This window comes from Providencia sp. PROV040, from assembly GCF_032706145.1.
Lineage (GTDB): Bacteria > Pseudomonadota > Gammaproteobacteria > Enterobacterales > Enterobacteriaceae > Providencia > Providencia hangzhouensis.
In genome coordinates, this window is record NZ_CP120530.1 from 4,607,714 (window position 1) to 4,629,730 (window position 22,017).

Genomic DNA, 22,017 nt, shown 5'->3' on the forward strand with positions numbered 1-22,017 from the left:
CGTATTAAACGCGACGTTTTTTCGGTGGGCGACAACCGTTATGAGGGATAGGAGTCACATCAGTAATATTAGTGATGCGGAAACCAGCGGCGTTCAGAGCACGAATTGTTGATTCGCGACCCGGACCCGGTCCCTTAACCATAACTTCCAGGTTCTTGATACCGTATTCTTTCACGGCTTCTGCGCAACGCTCTGCTGCAACCTGAGCTGCAAACGGAGTGGATTTGCGAGAACCACGGAAACCGGAACCACCGGCAGTTGCCCAACCCAATGCGTTACCTTGACGGTCTGTAATAGTAACGATTGTGTTGTTGAAAGAAGCATGGATATGAGCCACACCGTCTGAGACTTGTTTTCTTACACGCTTACGTGCACGAATTGGTGCTTTTGCCATTATTCAATACCCCGACTTATTTCTTGATCGGCTTACGCGGACCCTTACGGGTACGAGCGTTAGTCTTAGTACGCTGTCCGCGCACAGGAAGACCACGACGATGACGTAAACCACGGTAACATCCAAGGTCCATCAGACGCTTGATGCTCAGGGTAATTTCACGACGTAAGTCACCTTCTACAACGTATTTAGCAACTTCGTCACGCAGCTTGTCGATTTGTTCTTCAGACAGCTCACTGATCTTAACATTTTCAGCAATACCAGTTGCTTCACAGATAGCCTGTGAACGAGTTTTGCCGATACCGAAAATCGATGTTAAAGCGATTACAGTATGTTTATGATCAGGAATGTTAATGCCTGCTATACGGGCCACTATGCACTCCTAAGTTAAAATATACATTACTGTGCTGAAAAGCCCGTTTTCAGGATACTCAAACAATAATGTATCTTAGATAAAAAAGATTGGCTGGCTAATTTAGCCAGCTCAACCCAACTTTGCAAGAAAAAAATGCTTTTTCTTAACCTTGACGTTGTTTATGTCTTGGTTCAACACTACAAATTACACGAACGCTACCATTGCGACGAATAATTTTGCAGTTACGGCATAATTTCTTGACGGAAGCACGAACTTTCATTTTTACTCTCCGTAACTTCTAAGCAAACCATAATCACACTAAATGATTACTTACCTTTCAGGTTTGCTTTCTTCAATGCAGACTCATACTGACTTGACATCATCAGAGTTTGCACTTGAGCCATAAAGTCCATGATAACGACAACCACGATTAAGAGGGAAGTACCACCAAAATAGAAAGGTACTTTCATTGCGTCACGCATGAACTCCGGGATTAGGCAGATGAAGGTAATATATAATGCGCCAACTAATGTTAAGCGAGTCATTACCTTATCAATGTACTTGGCCGTTTGCTCTCCCGGACGAATTCCTGGTACAAATGCACCGGACTTCTTCAGGTTATCTGCTGTTTCTCTCGGGTTGAAAACCAACGCCGTATAGAAGAAACAGAAGAAGATGATCGCAGATGCATAAAGTAACACATATAACGGTTGACCAGGCTGTAAATACATAGAAATTGTAGTCAGCCAGTCCCAGCCAGTTCCATCACCAAACCAAGAAGCTATTGTACCCGGGAATAGTATGATACTGGAAGCAAAAATTGCAGGAATTACACCCGCCATATTCACTTTTAACGGTAAATGTGTACTTTGTGCTGCGTAAACACGGCGACCTTGCTGACGTTTAGCGTAATTAACGACGATACGACGTTGACCACGTTCCATAAACACAACAAAGAATGTAACCGCGAATACTAACACCGCAACCAACAGCAACAGGAGGAAGTGCAGATCGCCTTGCCGAGCTTGCTCGATGGTATGGCCAATAGCCGGCGGTAATCCCGCAACAATACCAGCGAAGATAATGATAGAAATACCGTTACCGATACCTCTTTCAGTTATCTGCTCACCTAACCACATAAGGAACATAGTCCCCGTGACCAAGCTAACAACAGCCGTAAAGTAGAACGGGAGACCCGGATCAATAACTAACCCTTGCATCCCTGGCATATTCGGTAGACCCATTGCAATACCAATAGATTGGAATATTGCTAATACCAGAGTACCCCAACGAGTATATTGGCTTATCTTCCGACGACCTGCTTCTCCTTCCTTCTTAATCTCTGCTAACCGTGGATTAACCACTGATAATAATTGGATGATAATCGATGCCGAAATATACGGCATGATACCCAAAGCAAAGATAGAAGCACGGCTAAGAGCACCACCAGAGAACATGTTAAACATTTCAATGATGGTGCCTTGTTGCTGTTCGAGCAATTTGGCAAGCACAGTGGCATCAATACCAGGGATTGGAATAAAAGAACCAATTCGGAAAACAATTAGCGCACCAATTACAAACAAAAGTCTGCGTTTAAGTTCGCCAGCTCCACCCTTGGCACTTTGAAAATCTAATCCTGGTTGTTTAGCCATCTGTCACTTATTCCTCAATTTTACCGCCGGCAGCTTCGATTGCAGCGCGAGCACCTTTAGTAACACGAAGGCCACGTACAGTAACTGCACGGTTCACTTCGCCAGACAGAATAACTTTCGCATATTCAATCTGGATGCCAACAACGTTCGCGGCTTTCAGTGCGTTCAGATCAATAACATCGCCTTCAACAGCAGCAAAATCAGACAGACGAATCTCTGCAGTGATCATTGCTTTGCGTGAAGTGAAGCCGAATTTCGGCAGACGACGGTATAAAGGCATCTGGCCACCTTCGAAACCACGACGTACGCCACCGCCAGAACGAGATTTCTGACCTTTGTGACCACGGCCGCCGGTTTTACCGAGACCAGAACCGATACCACGACCTACGCGTTTAGGCGCGTGCTTGGCACCTTCAGCCGGAGACAGAGTATTTAAACGCATCTCTTACTCCTCAACTTTAACCATGTAGGAAACCAAGTTGACCATACCACGTACAGCAGGAGTATCCTCGCGCTCTACTGTATGACCAATGCGACGCAGACCTAAACCGACCAGTGTTGCCTTATGCTTAGGCAGACGACCGATTGAACTGCGAACTTGTGTAATTTTAATAGTCTTAGCCATAGCCGATTACCCCAGAATTTCTTCGACGGATTTTCCACGCTTAGCTGCGACCATTTCTGGAGACTTCATGCTGTCTAAAGCATCCAGTGTTGCACGAACCACGTTGATTGGGTTAGTGGAACCATAGGTTTTAGCCAGTACGTTGCGAACTCCAGCTACTTCTAAAACAGCACGCATTGCACCGCCGGCAATGATACCGGTACCTTCGTGAGCAGGTTGCATAAACACACGAGAACCAGTGTGTGTACCTTTCACAGGGTGGAACAATGTGCCGTTGTTTAGAGCAACGGTTTTCATACTGCGACGGGCTTTTTCCATCGCTTTCTGGATTGCTGCCGGAACTTCGCGCGCTTTGCCGTAGCCAAAACCAACGCGACCGTTACCATCACCAACTACAGTCAGTGCGGTAAAGCTGAAAATACGGCCACCTTTAACGGTTTTTGCTACGCGGTTTACCGCGATCAGCTTTTCCTGCAGTTCGCCAGCTTGTTTTTCGATGTGAGCCATCTTACACCTCTACCTTAGAACTGAAGGCCAGCTTCACGGGCAGCATCTGCCAGTGCCTGGACTCTACCATGATATTGGAAACCAGAACGGTCAAAAGCAACAACAGTGATGCCTTTTTCCAGTGCGCGTTCAGCAATTAATTTACCAACTACTGCTGCTGCATCTTTGTTTCCAGTGAATTTCACTTGCTCATTGATAGCTTTTTCTGTAGTAGAAGCTGCAACCAATGTTTCAGAACCGTTCGGTGCGATAACCTGCGCATAAATATGGCGTGGAGTACGATGTACCACCAGGCGAGTCGCACCCAACTCTTGGATCTTACGGCGTGCGCGGGTCGCACGACGGATACGAGCTGCTTTCTTATCCATAGTGTTACCTTACTTCTTCTTAGCCTCTTTGGTACGCACGATTTCATCGGCGTAACGAACACCTTTACCTTTGTAAGGTTCAGGACGACGGTAAGCACGCAGTTCTGCTGCAACTTGACCAATCACTTGCTTATCCGCACCTTTCAGTACGATTTCAGTTTGTGTTGGACATTCAGCAGTAATGCCTGCTGGCAGTGCGTGTTCAACCGGATGCGAGAAACCTAAAGACAAGCTTACTGCATTGCCTTTGATTGCTGCACGGTAACCAACACCGACCAGTTGAAGCTTTTTAGTGAAGCCTTCGGTAACACCAACAACCATTGCATTGCACAGTGAACGAGTAGTACCCGCTTGTGCCCATGCATCATCAAAACCTTCGCGTGGTGCGAAAGTCAGTTGATTGTCTTCGCTTTTAACTTCAACTGCATTATGGATAGTACGAGTAAGCTCGCCGTTTTTACCCTTAATCGAAATAACCTGACCGTTGAGTTTTACCTCTACGCCGGCAGGAATGACGACGGGTGCTTTTGCCACACGAGACATTCTTTCCTCCCGAATTAAGCTACGTAGCAGAGAATCTCGCCACCAAGACCAGCTTGGCGAGCTGCACGATCAGTCATGACACCTTTAGAGGTAGAAACAACAGCGATACCTAAACCAGCCATAACTTGTGGCAGCTCATCTTTTTTCTTATAGATGCGCAGACTTGGGCGGCTTACACGCTGAATGCTTTCTACAACAGCCTTACCTTGGAAATAACGTAAAGTCAGTTCCAGTTCTGGCTTGATGTCGCCTTCAATTTTAAAATCTTCAATATAACCTTCTTCCTTCAGCACTTTGGCAATTGCCACTTTCAGCTTGGAGGAAGGCATGGTGACCGCAACTTTGTTCGCGGCCTGACCGTTACGGATACGGGTCAGCATATCCGCGATGGGATCTTGCATGCTCATCTGTCTTTACTCCCGTGATTCAAATGGAATTACCAACTTGCCTTTTTAAGGCCCGGGATTTCACCGCGCATAGCGGCTTCACGGACTTTAATACGGCTCAGACCAAACTTCCGCAGGAAACCGTGCGGACGCCCTGTTTGACGGCAGCGGTTACGCTGACGAGAAGGACTTGAATCACGTGGCAGTGTTTGCAGCTTGAGAACAGCGTCCCAGCGATCTTCATCAGATGCTTTAACATCAGAGATGATAGCTTTCAGTTCTACGCGTTTTGCGAAGAATTTCTCAGCTAATTTAGCACGTTTAACATCACGCGCTTTCATAGATTTCTTAGCCATGAGTACCCTGCCTTACTTGCGGAACGGGAAGTTGAACGCTGCTAACAGTGCGCGACCTTCGTCATCTGATTTCGCAGTAGTGGTGATAGTAATATCTAAACCACGTACGCGATCCACTTTATCGTAATCGATTTCAGGGAAGATGATTTGTTCACGAACACCCATGCTGTAGTTACCGCGACCATCGAAAGACTTAGCGGACAAGCCACGGAAGTCACGAATACGTGGTACAGCAATAGAAATCAGACGCTCAAGGAACTCCCACATGCGTTCGCCACGCAGGGTTACTTTACAGCCGATTGGATAGCCCTGACGGATTTTGAAGCCTGCAACAGATTTGCGTGCTTTGGTGATCAAAGGTTTTTGACCTGAGATCGCTGTTAAATCAGCTGCTGCGTTATCCAGCAGTTTTTTATCAGCAATCGCTTCACCAACACCCATATTCAGGGTGATCTTCTCGACCCGAGGGACTTGCATGACAGAAGTGTAGCTAAACTCGGTCATGAGTTTATTAACTACTTCGTCTTTATAGTAATCATGCAGTTTCGCCATCGTATACTCCAAAAATTACTTGATAGTTTCACTGTTAGATTTGAAGAAACGGACTTTTTTGCCGTCTTCGAATCTAAAGCCTACACGGTCAGCCTTACCAGTTGCCGCGTTAAAGATTGCAACGTTAGAAACTTGAATAGCCGCTTCTTTTTCAACGATGCCACCTGGTTGGTTCAGAGCCGGTACAGGCTTCTGATGTTTTTTAACCAGATTGATACCTTCAACGATAACTTTACTAGAAGAAATAACCTGCTTTACTTTACCGCGCTTACCTTTGTCTTTCCCAGTTAGCACGATAACTTCGTCATCACGACGGATTTTCGCTGCCATAGTTCGCTCCTTAGAGTACTTCAGGTGCCAGAGAGATAATTTTCATAAACTTCTCGTTACGAAGTTCACGAGTTACCGGCCCAAAAATACGCGTACCGATTACTTGCTCACTGTTATTATTTAATAACACACAAGCATTACCATCGAAGCGAATGACAGAACCGTCAGGGCGACGTACACCCTTCTTGGTGCGCACCACTACCGCTTTCAGGACATCACCCTTTTTAACTTTACCGCGTGGAATTGCTTCTTTAACAGTAATTTTAATGATGTCGCCTACATGTGCATAGCGACGGTGCGAGCCACCTAGAACCTTGATACACATTACGCGACGTGCACCGGAGTTGTCGGCCACGTTCAGCATAGTCTGTTCTTGGATCATTTTAGTGCTCCGCTAAATGTCAACTACTACTGAGCCACCTCATTATGAAGAGGCCGTTCAAATATACCCATACTACGAGGGCGCGGCATTATAACACCACATCATCGTGTTGGACAGAAAAAAATAAACGGCTCAATCAAAAAGAGCCGTTTATTCATCAAGAAAAGTTATTCTATTACAGAACAGCTTTTTCTACAACGCGAACTAAGGCCCAAGACTTAGTCTTAGACAGTGGACGAGTTTGGCGGATTTCTACCACGTCACCAATTCCACATTCATTGTTCTCGTCATGTACGTGCAATTTAGTCGTACGACGGATGAATTTACCATACAGAGGGTGTTTCACCATACGTTCGATAGCAACAACAATAGATTTCTCCATTTTATCGCTAACTACACGACCTTGCAGAGTACGGATTTTATCGCTCATTACGCACCTGCCTTCTCAGTCAGTAAAGTCTTCACACGTGCGATATCGCGACGCACTTGTTTCAACAGATGAGACTGTTGCAGCTGACCGCTTGCAGCCTGCATACGTAAATTAAATTGTTCACGTAACAGGTTCAAAAGTTCAGCATTCAGCTCTTCAACGCTTTTTTCGCGCAGCTCTTGTGCTTTCATTACATCACCGTCTTAGTTACAAAGGTGGTTTTGATAGGCAGTTTCGCTGCTGCCAGAGAGAATGCCTCACGAGCCAGCTCTTCAGGCACACCGTCCATTTCGTACAGTACTTTACCAGGCTGAATTAAGGCAACCCAATATTCTACGTTACCTTTACCTTTACCCATACGAACTTCGAGTGGTTTCTCAGTGATTGGTTTGTCTGGGAACACACGGATCCAGATTTTACCTTGACGCTTAATAGCACGGGTCATAGCACGACGTGCCGCTTCGATCTGACGTGCAGTCAGACGACCACGGCCAACAGCTTTAAGACCGAAAGTGCCGAAGCTAACATCCGTACCTTGCGCTAGACCACGGTTGCGGCCTTTGTGCACCTTACGAAATTTTGTACGCTTTGGTTGTAACATCAGCGACTCTCCTTACTTGCGGCCTTTACGCTGCTGCTTTTTAGGTTGAGCAGCTGGTTTCTCAGCTTGTTCAACAGCAGCCATACCACCCAGAATCTCACCTTTGAAGATCCATACCTTAACGCCGAGAACACCGTAAGTGGTGTGCGCTTCTGAAGTGTTGTAATCGATATCAGCACGTAATGTGTGCAGTGGCACACGGCCTTCACGATACCACTCGGTACGAGCGATTTCAGCACCGCCTAAACGGCCACTGACTTCAACTTTAATACCTTTAGCGCCCAGACGCATTGCGTTCTGTACTGCACGCTTCATAGCACGACGGAACATAACACGACGTTCCAGCTGTGAAGAAATGCTGTCAGCAACTAATTTAGCGTCTAGTTCTGGTTTACGAACTTCGGCGATATTGATTTGCGCAGGAACACCAGCGATATCCGCTACTGTTTTACGCAGTTTTTCAACGTCTTCACCTTTCTTACCGATAACGATACCTGGGCGAGCAGTGTGAATAGTCACACGGATGCTTTTCGCAGGACGTTCGATAACGATGCGAGAGATTGACGCTTTTGCCAATTCTTTATTCAAGTACTGGCGTACTTTGTAATCGCTGTCTAGGTTGTCAGCGAATTCATTGGTGTTCGCATACCAAGTAGAGTTCCAAGGTTTGACAATACCCAGGCGAATACCATTAGGATGTACTTTCTGACCCATTGCTAGTCTCCAGAGTCTCAGCGATCGGACACAACCACAGTAATGTGGCTGGTGCGCTTAAGAATACGATCTGCACGGCCTTTCGCACGCGGCATGATGCGTTTCATGGTTGGACCTTCGTCTACGAAAATTTTCGCAACTTTCAGGTCATCAATGTCAGCGCCATCGTTTTGCTCTGCGTTAGCAATTGCAGATTCAAGTACTTTCTTCACTAAACCAGCAGCTTTCTTGTTGGTGTAGGTCAGAATTTCCAGAGCTTGCGACACTTTCTTACCGCGAATCAGGTCGGCAACTAAGCGAACCTTCTGGGCAGAAGAACGAGCGTGGCGATGCATAGCTAAAGTTTCCATCTCTTCCTCCTATCCTTAACGTTTCTTAGCTTTCTTATCTGCCGCGTGGCCGCGATAAGTGCGAGTCGGTGCGAATTCACCCAGTTTGTGACCAACCATTTCGTCGGTTACAAAAACTGGAACATGCTGACGACCATTATGGACAGCGATGGTCAATCCGATCATATTAGGAAAGATCGTTGAACGACGGGACCAAGTCTTAAGAGGCTTCTTGTCTCCGCTTTCCACCGCTTTCTCTACCTTCTTCAGCAAGTGCAGGTCAATAAAAGGACCTTTCTTGAGAGAACGTGGCATGGTTTATCCTCTAATTATTTTTTAGAACGATGACGTACGATGAATTGATCAGTACGCTTGTTACTACGAGTTTTCTTACCTTTGGTTTGAACGCCCCATGGTGTTACTGGGTGTTTACCAAAGTTACGGCCTTCACCACCACCATGTGGATGGTCTACTGGGTTCATCGCAGTACCACGAACGGTAGGACGAACACCACGCCAGCGGCTAGCACCAGCTTTACCGAGAACACGTAACATATGTTCAGCGTTACCAACTTCACCAAGAGTTGCACGGCAATCAGCTAAAACTTTACGCATTTCACCAGAACGCAGACGTAATGTGACATAAGCACCATCACGAGCAACGATTTGAGCGTAAGTACCTGCTGAACGCGCTAACTGTCCACCTTTACCTGGTTTCAGTTCGATGTTATGAACTGTAGAACCAACAGGGATGTTGCGCATCGGCAGTGCGTTACCAGCTTTGATTGCTGAATCAACACCAGATTGAATCTGGTCGCCAGCTTTCAGGCCTTTTGGTGCAAGAATATAACGACGTTCACCGTCTTTATATAGAACCAGTGCAATGTTCGCAGAACGATTTGGATCATATTCCAAACGCTCAACAACTGCAGGAACACCGTCTTTGTTGCGTTTAAAGTCAACTAAACGATAATGCTGCTTATGGCCACCACCGATATGACGGGTAGTGATACGGCCATTGTTGTTACGACCACCGGATTTGCTGTTTTTTTCTAACAGCGGAGCATAAGGTTTACCCTTATGCAGCTCAGGGTTAACCACTTTAACTACGTGGCGACGGCCCGGAGACGTAGGTTTACATTTAACAACTGCCATTGTTCTTTACTCCTCCGACTTACTCAGCACCGCTAATGAAGTCCAAATTTTGGCCTTCTTTCAGCGTGACGTAAGCTTTTTTCCAGTCGCTACGACGACCGAAACGCTGACCGTGGCGTTTAGTTTTGCCTTTAACCAGCAAAGTGTTAACACCTTCAACTTCAACTTCAAACAGTTTCTGTACAGCAGCTTTGATTTCTGCTTTAGTCGCGTCTTTCGCAACTTTGAGAACGATGGTATTGCTTTTTTCCATCGCTGTAGAAGCTTTTTCAGATACATGCGGCGCGCGCAGTACTTTTAGCAGACGTTCTTCACGGATCATGCCAGCATCTCCTCAACTTGCTTCACAGCATCAGCAGTCATAACCACTTTGTCGAAGGCGATCAGGCTAACCGGGTCAATACCTGCTGCATCACGAACGTCAACCTTATACAGGTTACGCGCTGCTAAAAACAGATTTTCATCTAATTCAGCAGTGATGATCAGAACATCTTCCAGAGCCATATCTTTCAGTTTCTGTGCCAGCAACTTAGTTTTAGGTGCTTCAACAGAGAACTTCTCGACAACGATCAGACGATCTTGACGTACCAACTCAGAGAGGATGCTTTTTAAAGCACCACGGTACATCTTCTTATTAACTTTTTGACTGTGGTCCTGTGGTTTAGCTGCGAAGCTAACACCACCAGAGCGCCAAATTGGGCTCTTTACTGAACCAGAACGTGCACGGCCAGTACCTTTTTGACGCCATGGTTTTTTACCTGAACCAGAAACTTCAGCACGAGTTTTCTGAGCACGAGTACCTTGACGAGCACCAGCTGCATACGCAACAACTACTTGGTGAACAAGCGCTTCATTGAAATCACGCCCGAAGGTAGTTTCGGAAACAGTCAGCGCGCTTTGCGCGTCTTTCATTACCAATTCCATTCCTATCTCCTCGACGTTAAGCCTTGACAGCCGGTTTTACGATCAGGTTGCTACCAGTTGCTCCTGGAACAGCACCTTTGACCAGCAGCAGGTTGCGCTCAGCGTCAACACGTACTACATCTAGGCTTTGAACAGTTACACGCTCATTACCCAGTTGGCCTGCCATTTTCTTGCCTTTAAACACTTTGCCCGGAGTCTGGTTTTGACCGATAGAACCCGGAACACGGTGAGACAAGGAGTTACCGTGAGTAGCATCTTGAGTACGGAAATTCCAGCGCTTAACTGTGCCGGCAAAACCTTTACCTTTAGATGTACCAGTAACGTCGACTTTTTTAACGTCAGCGAAAATTTCAACGCTAATGCTTTGACCTACTGTGTATTCTGCACTGTCTTCAATGCGGAATTCACGCAGGATACGGCCAGCTTCGACGCCAGCTTTAGCGAAATGACCTGCTTCAGGCTTAGTTACACGATTAGCTTTTTTGCTACCGGTAGTAACCTGAATTGCATTATAACCGTCAGTTTCTGCAGTTTTAACCTGAGTAACACGGTTATTTTCAATTTCGATAACAGTTACAGGTATAGAAACGCCATCTTCAGTGAAGATACGAGTCATACCGACTTTCTTACCGACTAAACCTTTCATTGTTTCAACCTCTCAATCGTTCGACGACCTGATTAACCCAGGCTGATCTGCACGTCAACGCCGGCAGCCAGGTCCAGACGCATCAGAGCATCAACGGTCTTTTCGGTTGGCTCAACGATGTCAACCAGACGCTTGTGAGTGCGAATTTCGTACTGATCACGCGCATCTTTGTTAACGTGCGGAGAAATCAGAACGGTAAAACGCTCTTTACGTGTCGGCAGCGGGATAGGACCACGAACTTGCGCACCAGTGCGCTTAGCAGTCTCTACGATTTCCGCAGTTGATTGATCGATTAAACGATGATCAAAAGCTTTCAGGCGGATACGGATTCTTTGGTTCTGCATGAGACCAGAGCTCCAACTATTTTATAAACGTAAATGATTACTCCTCGTGCCCATTTCGATTGATGGGAGAGTGTAATCGTTCTTGATGTAACTTCCAAATCGGAAGTATTGTCTAAATGAGCAACAAATCGTTAACTCAATACTGATATTTCAGTCCTAAAATATAGGGCTTACTCATCAGTAAGCCCGCGCATTATACGTAAATTATAGGGAAACGCAAGCAATCGAGGAAAATATGTGCGAATTTTCTAGGGGGGTAATAAAAAAAACCTCAACCATGGAATACACAGTGGTTGAGGTTAGTTATTAACTTAATAAAACAACAGTACGGAATAAGACTTTATTCTTCTTTAACTTGTGCTTGAAGATAGTTTTGAATTCCCAAACGATTAATCAGCTCTAGTTGAGTTTCTATCCAATCAATATGATTTTCTTCATCAGCTAAAATTTCAATCATCAGGTCTCGACTTACGTAGTCATGAACCGAATCTGCATACTTAATAGCTTCCTTTAGATTTTTTGCCCCATCGATTTCAAGCTGTAAATCTGACTTCAGCATTTCTTCAACATCTTCACCAATATTCAATTTGCCAAGATCTTGTAAGTTAGGAATACCTTCGAGGAAAAGAATTCGCTCTATATATTTATCTGCGTGCTTCATTTCATCAATTGATTCGTGATATTCCATCTCATTGAGACGTGTAAGCCCCCAATTTTTAAACATGCGTGCATGCAAAAAATATTGGTTAATTGCAACTAACTCATTGCCCAGTAGTTTATTTAGGTGGGCTATCATTTTTTTATCGCCTTTCATTTCTACCCTCCATCGCTTCCAGTCTTTTAAGTGTAGTACTGAAATTGATGTTAGTGTGATTTTTACACAATGTATTTAAACAAAAGGTGATAAATATGGTGGGAATAATTTGACTGGTATTAAATACTATGCGACTTCAGTTGCGCACGCATCCTCAAAAATCATTTGCTCTTCATATAAAATTGCCTTCGTCTGCCGAATACATTTTCCACATTCTAAGCCTACAGGCAGAATTTGTCGTAGACCCTTTAGTGAGGTCACTTGATACTTTCTTGCGGCATTTCTGATCTGTTTATCAGTAATGGCTTCACAAAGGCAGATGTACATGATGCTTACCTGTATAAATCACATACAGATAGTTTAAATAAAAATGATTTGCATTTCAATTATCATTACTAATGATTTACAAAGATCATTTACCACTGAGCGATTAATTACACAAGCAAATGAAATCAAAAGAAAAAATAACTTTTAATATGAATAATTCGGCTAATATATAGCAACGTAATACTGTAATTTTATGTAGTCAAAATTTTGCTTATAACAACAAAAGGGCACCTAAATAAGGTGCCCTTTTTTAAAACTAGATAAAGCTATGTATTATGCAATAATTTTTGCAACAACACCCGCACCTACAGTACGGCCACCTTCACGGATTGCGAAACGTAAACCGTCGTCCATCGCGATTGGGTGGATCAGGGTAACGATCATGTTGATGTTATCACCTGGCATTACCATCTCTACGCCTTCTGGCAGTTCGATAGTACCTGTTACGTCAGTTGTACGGAAGTAGAACTGTGGACGGTAACCTTTGAAGAATGGAGTATGACGACCACCTTCATCTTTGCTCAGAATATAAACTTCTGATTCAAATTTAGTGTGTGGCTTGATTGAACCTGGTTTCGCCAGTACTTGACCACGTTGAATTTCTTCACGCTTAGTACCACGCAGCAGAACACCAACGTTCTCACCTGCACGACCTTCGTCTAACAGTTTACGGAACATTTCAACGCCAGTACACGTTGTTTTAACCGTGTCTTGAATACCAACGATTTCAACTTCTTCACCAACTTTGATGATACCACGCTCAACACGGCCTGTTACTACTGTACCACGACCTGAGATTGAGAATACGTCTTCGATTGGCAGCAGGAATGGCTTGTCAATTGCACGCTCTGGTTCTGGAATGTAAGTATCCAGGTGGCCTGCTAATTCAACAATTTTCGCTTCCCACTCTGGGTTGCCTTCCAGCGCTTTCAGTGCTGAACCACGGACAACTGGCGTGTCGTCGCCTGGGAAATCGTATTGAGACAGAAGTTCACGAACTTCCATTTCGACTAATTCTAACAGCTCTTCGTCGTCTACCATGTCACATTTGTTCAGGAAAACGATGATGTAAGGAACACCAACCTGACGACCTAACAGGATGTGCTCACGAGTTTGTGGCATTGGGCCATCTGTCGCAGCAACAACCAGAATTGCACCGTCCATCTGAGCAGCACCAGTGATCATGTTTTTAACATAGTCGGCGTGTCCTGGGCAGTCTACGTGTGCGTAGTGGCGAGTTGGAGTATCATATTCTACGTGTGAAGTAGAGATGGTGATACCACGCGCTTTTTCTTCTGGTGCGTTATCGATTTGGTCGAATGCGCGAGCAGAACCGCCGTAAGTTTTAGCCAGAACAGTAGTGATAGCTGCTGTCAGAGTAGTTTTACCGTGGTCAACGTGGCCGATAGTACCAACGTTAACGTGCGGTTTTGAACGTTCAAATTTTTCTTTAGACATTAGATTGTCCCTCTAAGACACGGAATCGGTGGTTAAACCACATCAACCAAGCAAGAATTATTTCGCTTGTTTTTTTTCAGGAGACAAATCAGGGAGATAAGTGAGAACATAAAGGAAGTGGTGCTGATAGGCAGATTCGAACTGCCGACCTCACCCTTACCAAGGGTGTGCTCTACCAACTGAGCCATATCAGCACATCTTGGAGCGGGCAGCGGGAATCGAACCCGCATCATCAGCTTGGAAGGCTGAGGTAATAGCCATTATACGATGCCCGCAATGAACTCGGCTACCTGAGTTATCAGCTGTTAAACTGTTCCTCAAAATTTTCTCTTAAGAAAATTTCTTGGAGATGGTGGTGGGAGAAGGATTCGAACCTTCGAAGTCTGTGACGGCAGATTTACAGTCTGCTCCCTTTGGCCGCTTGGGTATCCCACCTATCCAAATTTTTAATGGTGCCGGCACCAAGAGTCGAACTCGGGACCTACTGATTACAAGTCAGTTGCTCTACCAACTGAGCTATGCCGGCATCAAGTGCTGCGCATTCTAGGTAGAGTCGGCGCAGGTTGCAACAAAAAAATTAACTTTTTTGTTTGTTCGCTCACATTTTGTTCGCTTTTTCGCATTTTTGTTGATTTTTTAACTGCTTTAAGCTTAAAACATCAACAGCAGCTGTTAACTATAGTCCATTATCATTTGGTCAGTAAAGGGAGAAAGAGACTTAAAATTTTTAAAATCATTATTTTTTATTCGATATCACAGTTTTCCCCTCTTATTCTTAGGCGTTTTTTTCATCACTCAGTATCATTTTTTCTGCCTACATCAAAAAAAACTGATAAAAAATAGAAAAAAACCTACGCCTCCCCACTTTCCCTCGCTATGATGCTAGCAAATTTTATGGATACGGGTGTTTAGGCAACCTGTCCAACCTGCATAAAATAGGCAGATGTTGGTTTATGAAAAAGAAAGAAAATTTTATTACTACGCCATACTTAGAGTTTGATAGAGAACACTGGGCAACTTTACGTGATTCAGTACCGCTTACATTAACATCGAGTGAACTTCTAGAGTTAAAAGGGATTAACGAAGAACTCTCTATGGAAGATGTTATAGAAATTTATCTACCTTTATCGCGTTTACTGAATTTTTATATTAGTTCAAACTTACGTCGTCAGGCTGTTCTAGAGCAATTCCTTGGAACTAATGGCGCAAAAGTGCCTTATATTATTGGTATAGCAGGTAGTGTGGCCGTTGGTAAAAGTACAACAGCACGTTTACTTCAAGCGCTACTCACTCGTTGGCCTGAACACCGTAAAGTTGACTTGATCACAACTGATGGTTTTTTACATCCTAATCAAGTATTAAAAGATAGAAATATCATGAAGAAAAAAGGTTTTCCGCAATCTTATGATATGCGAAAACTAGTCAACTTCGTGTCGCAAATAAAATCAGGTGCACGTAATGTTAAGGCTCCGGTTTATTCGCATTTAACGTATGACATTGTCCCTGATGAAGAACAGGTAATTGATCAACCTGATATTTTAATACTCGAAGGGCTGAATGTCTTACAAAGTGATATGGATTATCCACAAGACCCCCATCATGTATTTGTATCTGACTTTGTTGATTTCTCCATTTATGTTGATGCTGCACCTGAATTATTAAAGCAATGGTATATCGGTCGGTTCCTTAAATTTAGGCAAGGTGCATTCTCAGATCCTGATTCTTACTTCCATAGTTATTCTAAACTTAGGGAAGAAGAGGCAATTAATATTGCTAGCTCTATTTGGGATGAAATTAATGGGCTAAACCTTGAAGAAAATATATTACCAACAAAGGAAAGAGCCAGTTTAATTATGACTAAAGGTGAGAATCATTCTATTCAGAGTGTTAGATTAAGAAAGTGATTATTTATATTGGCCGATTTCTCCCCGGCCAATAATATATTATTCATTTGGTCTTAAAGATATTTCACCACCAATATAGGGAATTATTTCGCCATTATCCTTCTGTAGCAATAATGCACCTTGCTCATTAATCCCACGTTCGATACCCGAAATTATTTCGCTACCAATCAATAACTTAACACTTCTATCTAAAAAATTATCTAATTCAATCCATCTTTCTAAAAATGGTTTTAACCCTTCCTTTTCAAATAAAACCAATGAATTCCTCAAAGCTTGAATTATATTTGCTGATAATTCATTTCTCTCTATATTTTCAAATTCGTCAGATAGAGAGGACCAGGCTTGAGTTATGTTTTCGCTACTGTCAGAATTTTCTTTATTCATGCCAATATTAATACCAATACCGATAATAATATGAGCTGCATCCCCTGTTTTACCCGTTAATTCAACCAAAATTCCTGCAAGCTTTTTATCATTCATATATAGGTCATTAGGCCATTTGACTTTGACTTTATTACCAATTAATTTATTTAACGTTTCAGCGACAACAATACCAACAACTAAGCTTAACCCTATTGCCGCCGCAGGACCTTGGTCTAATTTCCAGTACATGGATAAGTAAAGGTTACATCCAAATGGTGATATCCATTGCCTTCCTCTTCTGCCTCGCCCAGCACTTTGATACTCAGCAAGACACGTATCCCCTGACTGTAATTCAGTAATTCTCTCCAACATGTACTGATTAGTAGAATCAATAACAGGTTCAACTATAATATTTACGTCATCAACTCGCTGTTTTATTGTATCTTCGTTAAGTAGGTTAATAGGATAAGGTAGCTTATACCCTTTACCGGTTACCGTTTGTACATTCACTCCCCACGAACGTAGCGTTTTTATATGCTTATTGATCGCTGCGCGGGTCATCCCTAGTTTATCTCCTAGCTGTTCTCCTGAATGCACTTGTGCATCGGCCAAGATATTTATGAGATCTAGTGGGGTGTTTCTTTCTTTCATTGAATACATTCCATTGCGTTGATTTCGCCATTTTTACCAATAAACCTGACCTCTGGCTCTAAATGTATACCAAAACGCTCTAAAACCTTTTGGCTCACATATTTTGCTAGATTGACAATGTCTTGCCCTGTTGCTCGGTTTTTATTAATTAAAACCAATGCTTGCTGTTTATGTACCGCAGCACCACCGATTTCATGACCTTTCAGACCACATTGGTCGATAAGCCACCCTGCTGCTAGCTTTACGCTTCCATCTTCTTGGTTATATTGAGGACAATTAGGGTAAGCTATTTTTATGGCTTGTGCTTTTTCTGCTGAAATAATAGGATTTTTAAAGAAACTCCCTGCATTACCTGTTATTGCCGGATCAGGTAATTTGCTTCTGCGCGTTTGGCATACAGAGTTAAATACTTGTTCTGGTGTTACTGTATTGGGGTCAAGCTGAGCAAGGTCACCATATATAAGCTTAGGCGTCCATTCTTTAGCAAGTTTTAACCCAACACTGATAATGACATAGCCATATTGATATTCATGCTTAAAAATGCTATCACGGTAGCCAAACTGACACTCTGCAGCTGTTAGCCGTGTTACTTTACCTGTATCTAGAGAAAGTACATCAACATACTGACATATATCTTTTAGCTCTAAACCATAAGCACCAATATTTTGAATGGGCGCAGAACCTACACAACCTGGGATCAACGCTAAATTTTCCGCACCACAAACACCTTCACTCAATAACGTTTCAAGTAATTGATGCCAATTTTCACCTGCTTGAGCATGAACATACCAATAGCTGATATCTTCTGTTATTTGTACACCCTTTAGCTGATTGATGATTACTACACCTGCAAAGTCTTCAACAAATAGAACATTGCTTCCCCCTCCTAATAATAATACTGGGAGTTGCTGATTTTTAGCCTCGCTCCATTGCTGGAGTAGAGATTCTTGGTTATCCACAAAAACAATTGATAGTGCTTTTGCTTGAATGCCAAAGCTATTAAATGATTTAAGTTCAGACGTTAGGTTCATTACAGCCTTCAGTACAAATAAAACAAAGATAAGATAAGTCTATCAGGCTGGATTAAGAGTGAATAGCAGGATTAAGAAAATAAGATAATTAGTGAAAATTACTCTATTAGTAGAATGCAAAAAGCCACCCAATGGGTGGCTTCTTTATATTTAAAACCTAGCAGTTCCCTACTCTCACATGGGGAGACCCCACACTACCATCGGCGCTACGGCGTTTCACTACTGAGTTCGGCATGGGGTCAGGTGGGACCACCGCGCTATTGCCGCTAGGTAAATTCTTTTTAAATGCCGATTATATGGTGCTGATACCCAGATTCGAACTGGGGACCTCACCCTTACCAAGGGTGTGCTCTACCAACTGAGCCATATCAGCAATATGGTGCGGTCAGTTAGTACTGACACAACCTTAAAATTTAATGTCTGGCAGTTCCCTACTCTCACATGGGGAGACCCCACACTACCATCGGCGCTACGGCGTTTCACTGCTGAGTTCGGCATGGGGTCAGGTGGGACCACCGCGCTATTGCCGCCAGACAAATTCTGTTTTGTTCCCGTTTAATTTGGTTTTCACCTTCCTTAAACCAGAACCTCAATCTCAAACAAGCTGCGTGTCCTTCACCTTGCGGCTTCTCACTTTCTTTGAAAACAACTCTATCTCTCTAAAACACCTTCGGTGTTGTCAGGTTAAGCCTCACGGTTCATTAGTATTGGTTAGCTCAACGTATCGCTACGCTTACACACCCAACCTATCAACGTCTTAGTCTTAAACGTTCCTTTAGGACTCTTAAAGAGTCAGGGAAGACTCATCTCAAGGCAAGTTTCCCGCTTAGATGCTTTCAGCGGTTATCTCTTCCGCACTTAGCTACCGGGCAATGCCATTGGCATGACAACCCGAACACCAGTGGTGCGTCCACTCCGGTCCTCTCGTACTAGGAGCAGCCCCTTTCAATCTTCCAACGCCCACGGCAGATAGGGACCGAACTGTCTCACGACGTTCTAAACCCAGCTCGCGTACCACTTTAAACGGCGAACAGCCGTACCCTTGGGACCTACTTCAGCCCCAGGATGTGATGAGCCGACATCGAGGTGCCAAACACCGCCGTCGATATGAACTCTTGGGCGGTATCAGCCTGTTATCCCCGGAGTACCTTTTATCCGTTGAGCGATGGCCCTTCCATTCAGAACCACCGGATCACTAAGACCTACTTTCGTACCTGCTCGAGCCGTCACTCTCGCAGTCAAGCTGGCTTATGCCTTTGCACTAACCGCATGATGTCCGACCATGCTTAGCCAACCTTCGTGCTCCTCCGTTACTCTTTGGGAGGAGACCGCCCCAGTCAAACTACCCACCAGACACTGTCCGCACCCCGGATAACGGGGCAACGTTAGAACATCAAACATTAAAGGGTGGTATTTCAAGGTTGGCTCCACGCAGACTGGCGTCCACGCTTCAAAGCCTCCCACCTATCCTACACATCAAGGCTCAATGTTCAGTGTCAAGCTATAGTAAAGGTTCACGGGGTCTTTCCGTCTTGCCGCGGGTACACTGCATCTTCACAGCGAGTTCAATTTCACTGAGTCTCGGGTGGAGACAGCCTGGCCATCATTACGCCATTCGTGCAGGTCGGAACTTACCCGACAAGGAATTTCGCTACCTTAGGACCGTTATAGTTACGGCCGCCGTTTACTGGGGCTTCGATCAAGAGCTTCTCCTTACGGATAACCCCATCAATTAACCTTCCAGCACCGGGCAGGCGTCACACCGTATACGTCCACTTTCGTGTTTGCACAGTGCTGTGTTTTTAATAAACAGTTGCAGCCAGCTGGTATCTGCGACTGGCTTCAGCTCCATGGGTAAACCACTTCACCTAATGCCAGCGTGCCTTCTCCCGAAGTTACGGCACCATTTTGCCTAGTTCCTTCACCCGAGTTCTCTCAAGCGCCTGAGTATTCTCTACCTGACCACCTGTGTCGGTTTGGGGTACGATTAATGATAATCTAGAGCTTAGAGGCTTTTCCTGGAAGCGGGGCATGAGCTACTTCATCACCGTAGTGACTCGTCGTCGGACCTCAGCATATAGTGAACCGGATTTGCCTAATTCACCTGCCTACATCCTTAAACCGGGACAACCGTCGCCCGGATAGCCTAGCCTTCTCCGTCCCCCCATCGCAATTATCACCAGTACGGGAATATTAACCCGTTTCCCATCGACTACGCATTTCTGCCTCGCCTTAGGGGTCGACTCACCCTGCCCCGATTAACGTTGGACAGGAACCCTTGGTCTTCCGGCGTGCGGGTTTTTCACCCGCATTATCGTTACTTATGTCAGCATTCGCACTTCTGATACCTCCAGCATGCCTCACAGCACACCTTCACAGGCTTACAGAACGCTCCCCTACCCAACAATATTTACATATCGCTGCCGCAGCTTCGGTGCATAGTTTAGCCCCGTTACATCTTCCGCGCAGGCCGACTCGACCAGTGAGCTATTACGCTTTCTTTAAATGATGGCTGCTTCTAAGCCAACATCCTGGCTGTCTGAGCCTTCCCACTTCGTTTCCCACTTAACTATGACTTTGGGACCTTAGCTGGCGGTCTGGGTTGTTTCCCTCTTCACGACGAACGTTAGCACCCGCCGTGTGTCTCCCGTGATAACATTCTTCGGTATTCGTAGTTTGCATCGAGTTGGTAAGTCGGGATGACCCCCTAGTCGAAACAGTGCTCTACCCCCGAAGATGAGTTCACGAGGCGCTACCTAAATAGCTTTCGGGGAGAACCAGCTATCTCCCGGTTTGATTGGCCTTTCACCCCCAGCCACAAGTCATCCGCTAATTTTTCAACATTAGTCGGTTCGGTCCTCCAGTTAGTGTTACCCAACCTTCAACCTGCCCATGGCTAGATCACCGGGTTTCGGGTCTATACCCTGCAACTTATTCGCCCAGTTAAGACTCGGTTTCCCTACGGCTCCCCTATACGGTTAACCTTGCTACAGAATATAAGTCGCTGACCCATTATACAAAAGGTACGCAGTCACCCTGATAAATCAAGGCTCCCACTGCTTGTACGTACACGGTTTCAGGTTCTATTTCACTCCCCTCGCCGGGGTTCTTTTCGCCTTTCCCTCACGGTACTGGTTCACTATCGGTCAATCAGGAGTATTTAGCCTTGGAGGATGGTCCCCCCATATTCAGACAGGATAACACGTGTCCCGCCCTACTCGTCGAGTTCACAACACTAACACCTTCGGATACGGGGCTATCACCCTTTACTGCCGGACTTTCCAGACCGTTCTCCTGATGCTAATGCTGATTAAGACTCTGGGCTGCTCCCCGTTCGCTCGCCGCTACTAGGGGAATCTCGGTTGATTTCTTTTCCTCGGGGTACTGAGATGTTTCAGTTCCCCCGGTTCGCTTCGTTTGACTATGTATTCATCAAACGATAGTGCAACGAATTGCACTGGGTTTCCCCATTCGGAAATCGTCGGTTGTAACGGTTCATATCACCTTACCGACGCTTATCGCAGATTAGCACGTCCTTCATCGCCTCTGATTGCCTAGGCATCCACCGTGTACGCTTAGTCGCTTAACCTCACAACCCGAAATTGTTTCAACGTTCACCTTACTGTCATGGCTGTGCGTGCATTCCTTCTTTATTGGGCAGTGCTCGCAATGCTCACATACTTATGTATGCTGCGCTTGCTGTGCGCTGGCCGCCGCGAAGGACTGACTGCTCGCTCATGCCACTCGCTAAAGTGACCGAAAATTTCAGGTCTGAAATTTTGAGAGACTCTCACATTGTTTAAGCGATAAACAATGTGCGTTGTTTTCAATTTTCAGCTTGTTCCAGATTGTTAAAGAGCATAATTGTTAAACCAAC

31 protein-coding genes, 5 tRNA genes and 3 rRNA genes are annotated in these 22,017 nt (G+C 44.8%); 1 reads left to right on the top strand and 38 read right to left on the bottom strand.

Features of this window, described 5'->3' with window-relative positions:
* Positions 1-4: 4 nt before the first annotated feature.
* From rpsK to P3L40_RS21665, 32 genes are all read right to left on the bottom strand, one after another.
* Entirely contained in the window at positions 5-394 is a 390-nt protein-coding gene (gene rpsK / locus P3L40_RS21510) for a 30S ribosomal protein S11 (protein WP_002919257.1), read from the bottom strand.
* A 16-nt stretch (positions 395-410) separates the two neighbouring features.
* Positions 411-767, bottom strand: a complete 357-nt coding sequence (gene rpsM / locus P3L40_RS21515; RefSeq protein ID WP_004907144.1) for a 30S ribosomal protein S13 — start codon at positions 765-767, stop codon at positions 411-413.
* A 145-nt stretch (positions 768-912) separates the two neighbouring features.
* A complete protein-coding gene (gene rpmJ / locus P3L40_RS21520; RefSeq protein ID WP_004265484.1) occupies positions 913-1,029 on the bottom strand; it encodes a 50S ribosomal protein L36 in 117 nt (38 codons plus the stop codon).
* A 46-nt stretch (positions 1,030-1,075) separates the two neighbouring features.
* Positions 1,076-2,401: a preprotein translocase subunit SecY gene (secY, locus tag P3L40_RS21525; protein WP_004265481.1), complete on the bottom strand. Its 1,326-nt coding sequence runs from the start codon at positions 2,399-2,401 to the stop codon at positions 1,076-1,078.
* Positions 2,402-2,408: 7 nt separating this feature from the next.
* Positions 2,409-2,843, bottom strand: a complete 435-nt coding sequence (rplO, locus tag P3L40_RS21530) for a 50S ribosomal protein L15 (protein ID WP_004265478.1) — start codon at positions 2,841-2,843, stop codon at positions 2,409-2,411.
* A 3-nt stretch (positions 2,844-2,846) separates the two neighbouring features.
* Positions 2,847-3,026, bottom strand: coding sequence for a 50S ribosomal protein L30 (gene rpmD / locus P3L40_RS21535; protein ID WP_004265475.1), 180 nt, complete (start codon positions 3,024-3,026; stop codon positions 2,847-2,849).
* A gap of 6 nt (positions 3,027-3,032) precedes the next feature.
* Positions 3,033-3,533, bottom strand: a complete 501-nt coding sequence (gene rpsE / locus P3L40_RS21540; protein WP_004265471.1) for a 30S ribosomal protein S5 — start codon at positions 3,531-3,533, stop codon at positions 3,033-3,035.
* Positions 3,534-3,547: 14 nt separating this feature from the next.
* Positions 3,548-3,901, bottom strand: a complete 354-nt coding sequence (gene rplR / locus P3L40_RS21545) for a 50S ribosomal protein L18 (protein ID WP_004265467.1) — start codon at positions 3,899-3,901, stop codon at positions 3,548-3,550.
* Positions 3,902-3,910: 9 nt separating this feature from the next.
* Entirely contained in the window at positions 3,911-4,444 is a 534-nt protein-coding gene (rplF, locus tag P3L40_RS21550) for a 50S ribosomal protein L6 (RefSeq protein ID WP_004265464.1), read from the bottom strand.
* Between the two features lie 14 nt (positions 4,445-4,458).
* Positions 4,459-4,851 (bottom strand): 30S ribosomal protein S8, encoded by a 393-nt coding sequence (gene rpsH, locus P3L40_RS21555; RefSeq protein ID WP_004907134.1) that lies wholly within the window; start codon positions 4,849-4,851, stop codon positions 4,459-4,461.
* 29 nt (positions 4,852-4,880) lie between these two features.
* Positions 4,881-5,186 (bottom strand): 30S ribosomal protein S14, encoded by a 306-nt coding sequence (rpsN, locus tag P3L40_RS21560; protein WP_004265458.1) that lies wholly within the window; start codon positions 5,184-5,186, stop codon positions 4,881-4,883.
* Positions 5,187-5,198: 12 nt separating this feature from the next.
* Positions 5,199-5,738 carry a 50S ribosomal protein L5 gene (gene rplE / locus P3L40_RS21565; RefSeq protein WP_004265455.1) on the bottom strand — a complete coding sequence of 180 codons (540 nt, stop codon included), beginning with the start codon at positions 5,736-5,738 and terminating at the stop codon, positions 5,199-5,201.
* 15 nt (positions 5,739-5,753) lie between these two features.
* A complete protein-coding gene (rplX, locus tag P3L40_RS21570) occupies positions 5,754-6,068 on the bottom strand; it encodes a 50S ribosomal protein L24 (protein WP_004265452.1) in 315 nt (104 codons plus the stop codon).
* A 10-nt stretch (positions 6,069-6,078) separates the two neighbouring features.
* Positions 6,079-6,450 carry a 50S ribosomal protein L14 gene (rplN, locus tag P3L40_RS21575; protein WP_004265449.1) on the bottom strand — a complete coding sequence of 124 codons (372 nt, stop codon included), beginning with the start codon at positions 6,448-6,450 and terminating at the stop codon, positions 6,079-6,081.
* 175 nt (positions 6,451-6,625) lie between these two features.
* Positions 6,626-6,880, bottom strand: coding sequence for a 30S ribosomal protein S17 (gene rpsQ / locus P3L40_RS21580; protein ID WP_004265446.1), 255 nt, complete (start codon positions 6,878-6,880; stop codon positions 6,626-6,628).
* The gene (gene rpmC / locus P3L40_RS21585; RefSeq protein ID WP_004265442.1) at positions 6,880-7,071 is read right to left on the bottom strand and encodes a 50S ribosomal protein L29; all 192 of its coding nucleotides are present in this window, start codon (positions 7,069-7,071) and stop codon (positions 6,880-6,882) included. The genes rpsQ and rpmC overlap by 1 nt, the downstream gene beginning before the upstream one ends.
* Positions 7,071-7,481 carry a 50S ribosomal protein L16 gene (rplP, locus tag P3L40_RS21590; protein WP_004265436.1) on the bottom strand — a complete coding sequence of 137 codons (411 nt, stop codon included), beginning with the start codon at positions 7,479-7,481 and terminating at the stop codon, positions 7,071-7,073. Before rplP ends, rpmC begins: the two co-directional genes overlap by 1 nt.
* 12 nt (positions 7,482-7,493) lie before the next feature.
* Positions 7,494-8,195, bottom strand: coding sequence for a 30S ribosomal protein S3 (gene rpsC, locus P3L40_RS21595; protein ID WP_004265433.1), 702 nt, complete (start codon positions 8,193-8,195; stop codon positions 7,494-7,496).
* Positions 8,196-8,212: 17 nt separating this feature from the next.
* A complete protein-coding gene (gene rplV, locus P3L40_RS21600) occupies positions 8,213-8,545 on the bottom strand; it encodes a 50S ribosomal protein L22 (protein WP_004265430.1) in 333 nt (110 codons plus the stop codon).
* A 15-nt stretch (positions 8,546-8,560) separates the two neighbouring features.
* Positions 8,561-8,839, bottom strand: a complete 279-nt coding sequence (rpsS, locus tag P3L40_RS21605; RefSeq protein WP_004265426.1) for a 30S ribosomal protein S19 — start codon at positions 8,837-8,839, stop codon at positions 8,561-8,563.
* A 14-nt stretch (positions 8,840-8,853) separates the two neighbouring features.
* Positions 8,854-9,678, bottom strand: coding sequence for a 50S ribosomal protein L2 (rplB, locus tag P3L40_RS21610; protein WP_004265422.1), 825 nt, complete (start codon positions 9,676-9,678; stop codon positions 8,854-8,856).
* A 19-nt stretch (positions 9,679-9,697) separates the two neighbouring features.
* Entirely contained in the window at positions 9,698-10,000 is a 303-nt protein-coding gene (gene rplW / locus P3L40_RS21615; protein WP_004265420.1) for a 50S ribosomal protein L23, read from the bottom strand.
* Complete coding sequence (gene rplD, locus P3L40_RS21620; protein ID WP_004265418.1) at positions 9,997-10,602, bottom strand: 50S ribosomal protein L4; 606 nt, start codon at positions 10,600-10,602, stop codon at positions 9,997-9,999. Before rplD ends, rplW begins: the two co-directional genes overlap by 4 nt.
* A gap of 16 nt (positions 10,603-10,618) precedes the next feature.
* On the bottom strand, positions 10,619-11,248 hold the full coding sequence (rplC, locus tag P3L40_RS21625; protein ID WP_004265414.1) for a 50S ribosomal protein L3: 630 nt from the start codon (positions 11,246-11,248) through the stop codon (positions 10,619-10,621).
* A gap of 32 nt (positions 11,249-11,280) precedes the next feature.
* Positions 11,281-11,592, bottom strand: coding sequence for a 30S ribosomal protein S10 (rpsJ, locus tag P3L40_RS21630; protein WP_001181005.1), 312 nt, complete (start codon positions 11,590-11,592; stop codon positions 11,281-11,283).
* Between the two features lie 340 nt (positions 11,593-11,932).
* Positions 11,933-12,406: a bacterioferritin gene (gene bfr / locus P3L40_RS21635; protein WP_094963184.1), complete on the bottom strand. Its 474-nt coding sequence runs from the start codon at positions 12,404-12,406 to the stop codon at positions 11,933-11,935.
* Positions 12,407-12,532: 126 nt separating this feature from the next.
* Positions 12,533-12,733 carry a bacterioferritin-associated ferredoxin gene (bfd, locus tag P3L40_RS21640; RefSeq protein ID WP_004265412.1) on the bottom strand — a complete coding sequence of 67 codons (201 nt, stop codon included), beginning with the start codon at positions 12,731-12,733 and terminating at the stop codon, positions 12,533-12,535.
* Positions 12,734-13,006: 273 nt separating this feature from the next.
* Entirely contained in the window at positions 13,007-14,191 is a 1,185-nt protein-coding gene (tuf, locus tag P3L40_RS21645) for an elongation factor Tu (RefSeq protein ID WP_004264373.1), read from the bottom strand.
* Positions 14,192-14,309: 118 nt separating this feature from the next.
* A tRNA-Thr gene (locus P3L40_RS21650) sits at positions 14,310-14,385 on the bottom strand.
* Between the two features lie 6 nt (positions 14,386-14,391).
* A tRNA-Gly gene (locus P3L40_RS21655) sits at positions 14,392-14,466 on the bottom strand.
* 75 nt (positions 14,467-14,541) lie between these two features.
* Positions 14,542-14,626 (bottom strand) — tRNA-Tyr (locus P3L40_RS21660).
* Positions 14,627-14,641: 15 nt separating this feature from the next.
* Positions 14,642-14,717: transfer RNA gene (locus tag P3L40_RS21665), tRNA-Thr, on the bottom strand.
* A 427-nt stretch (positions 14,718-15,144) separates the two neighbouring features.
* On the opposite strand from P3L40_RS21665, the gene coaA reads away from it, so the two are divergent.
* Entirely contained in the window at positions 15,145-16,095 is a 951-nt protein-coding gene (gene coaA, locus P3L40_RS21670; RefSeq protein WP_004264367.1) for a type I pantothenate kinase, read from the top strand.
* Positions 16,096-16,134: 39 nt separating this feature from the next.
* Here coaA and birA read toward each other — a convergent pair whose 3' ends face one another.
* From birA to P3L40_RS21700, 6 genes are all read right to left on the bottom strand, one after another.
* Entirely contained in the window at positions 16,135-17,109 is a 975-nt protein-coding gene (birA, locus tag P3L40_RS21675) for a bifunctional biotin--[acetyl-CoA-carboxylase] ligase/biotin operon repressor BirA (RefSeq protein WP_136135599.1), read from the bottom strand.
* A complete protein-coding gene (gene murB, locus P3L40_RS21680; RefSeq protein WP_110591020.1) occupies positions 17,106-18,140 on the bottom strand; it encodes a UDP-N-acetylmuramate dehydrogenase in 1,035 nt (344 codons plus the stop codon). The genes birA and murB overlap by 4 nt, the downstream gene beginning before the upstream one ends.
* Before the next feature lie 155 nt (positions 18,141-18,295).
* A 5S ribosomal RNA gene (rrf, locus tag P3L40_RS21685) occupies positions 18,296-18,411 on the bottom strand.
* A 26-nt stretch (positions 18,412-18,437) separates the two neighbouring features.
* Positions 18,438-18,513 (bottom strand) — tRNA-Thr (locus P3L40_RS21690).
* Positions 18,514-18,558: 45 nt separating this feature from the next.
* Positions 18,559-18,674, bottom strand: a 5S ribosomal RNA gene (rrf, locus tag P3L40_RS21695).
* Positions 18,675-18,820: 146 nt separating this feature from the next.
* Positions 18,821-21,729 (bottom strand): 23S ribosomal RNA (locus P3L40_RS21700).
* Positions 21,730-22,017: the final 288 nt, after the last annotated feature.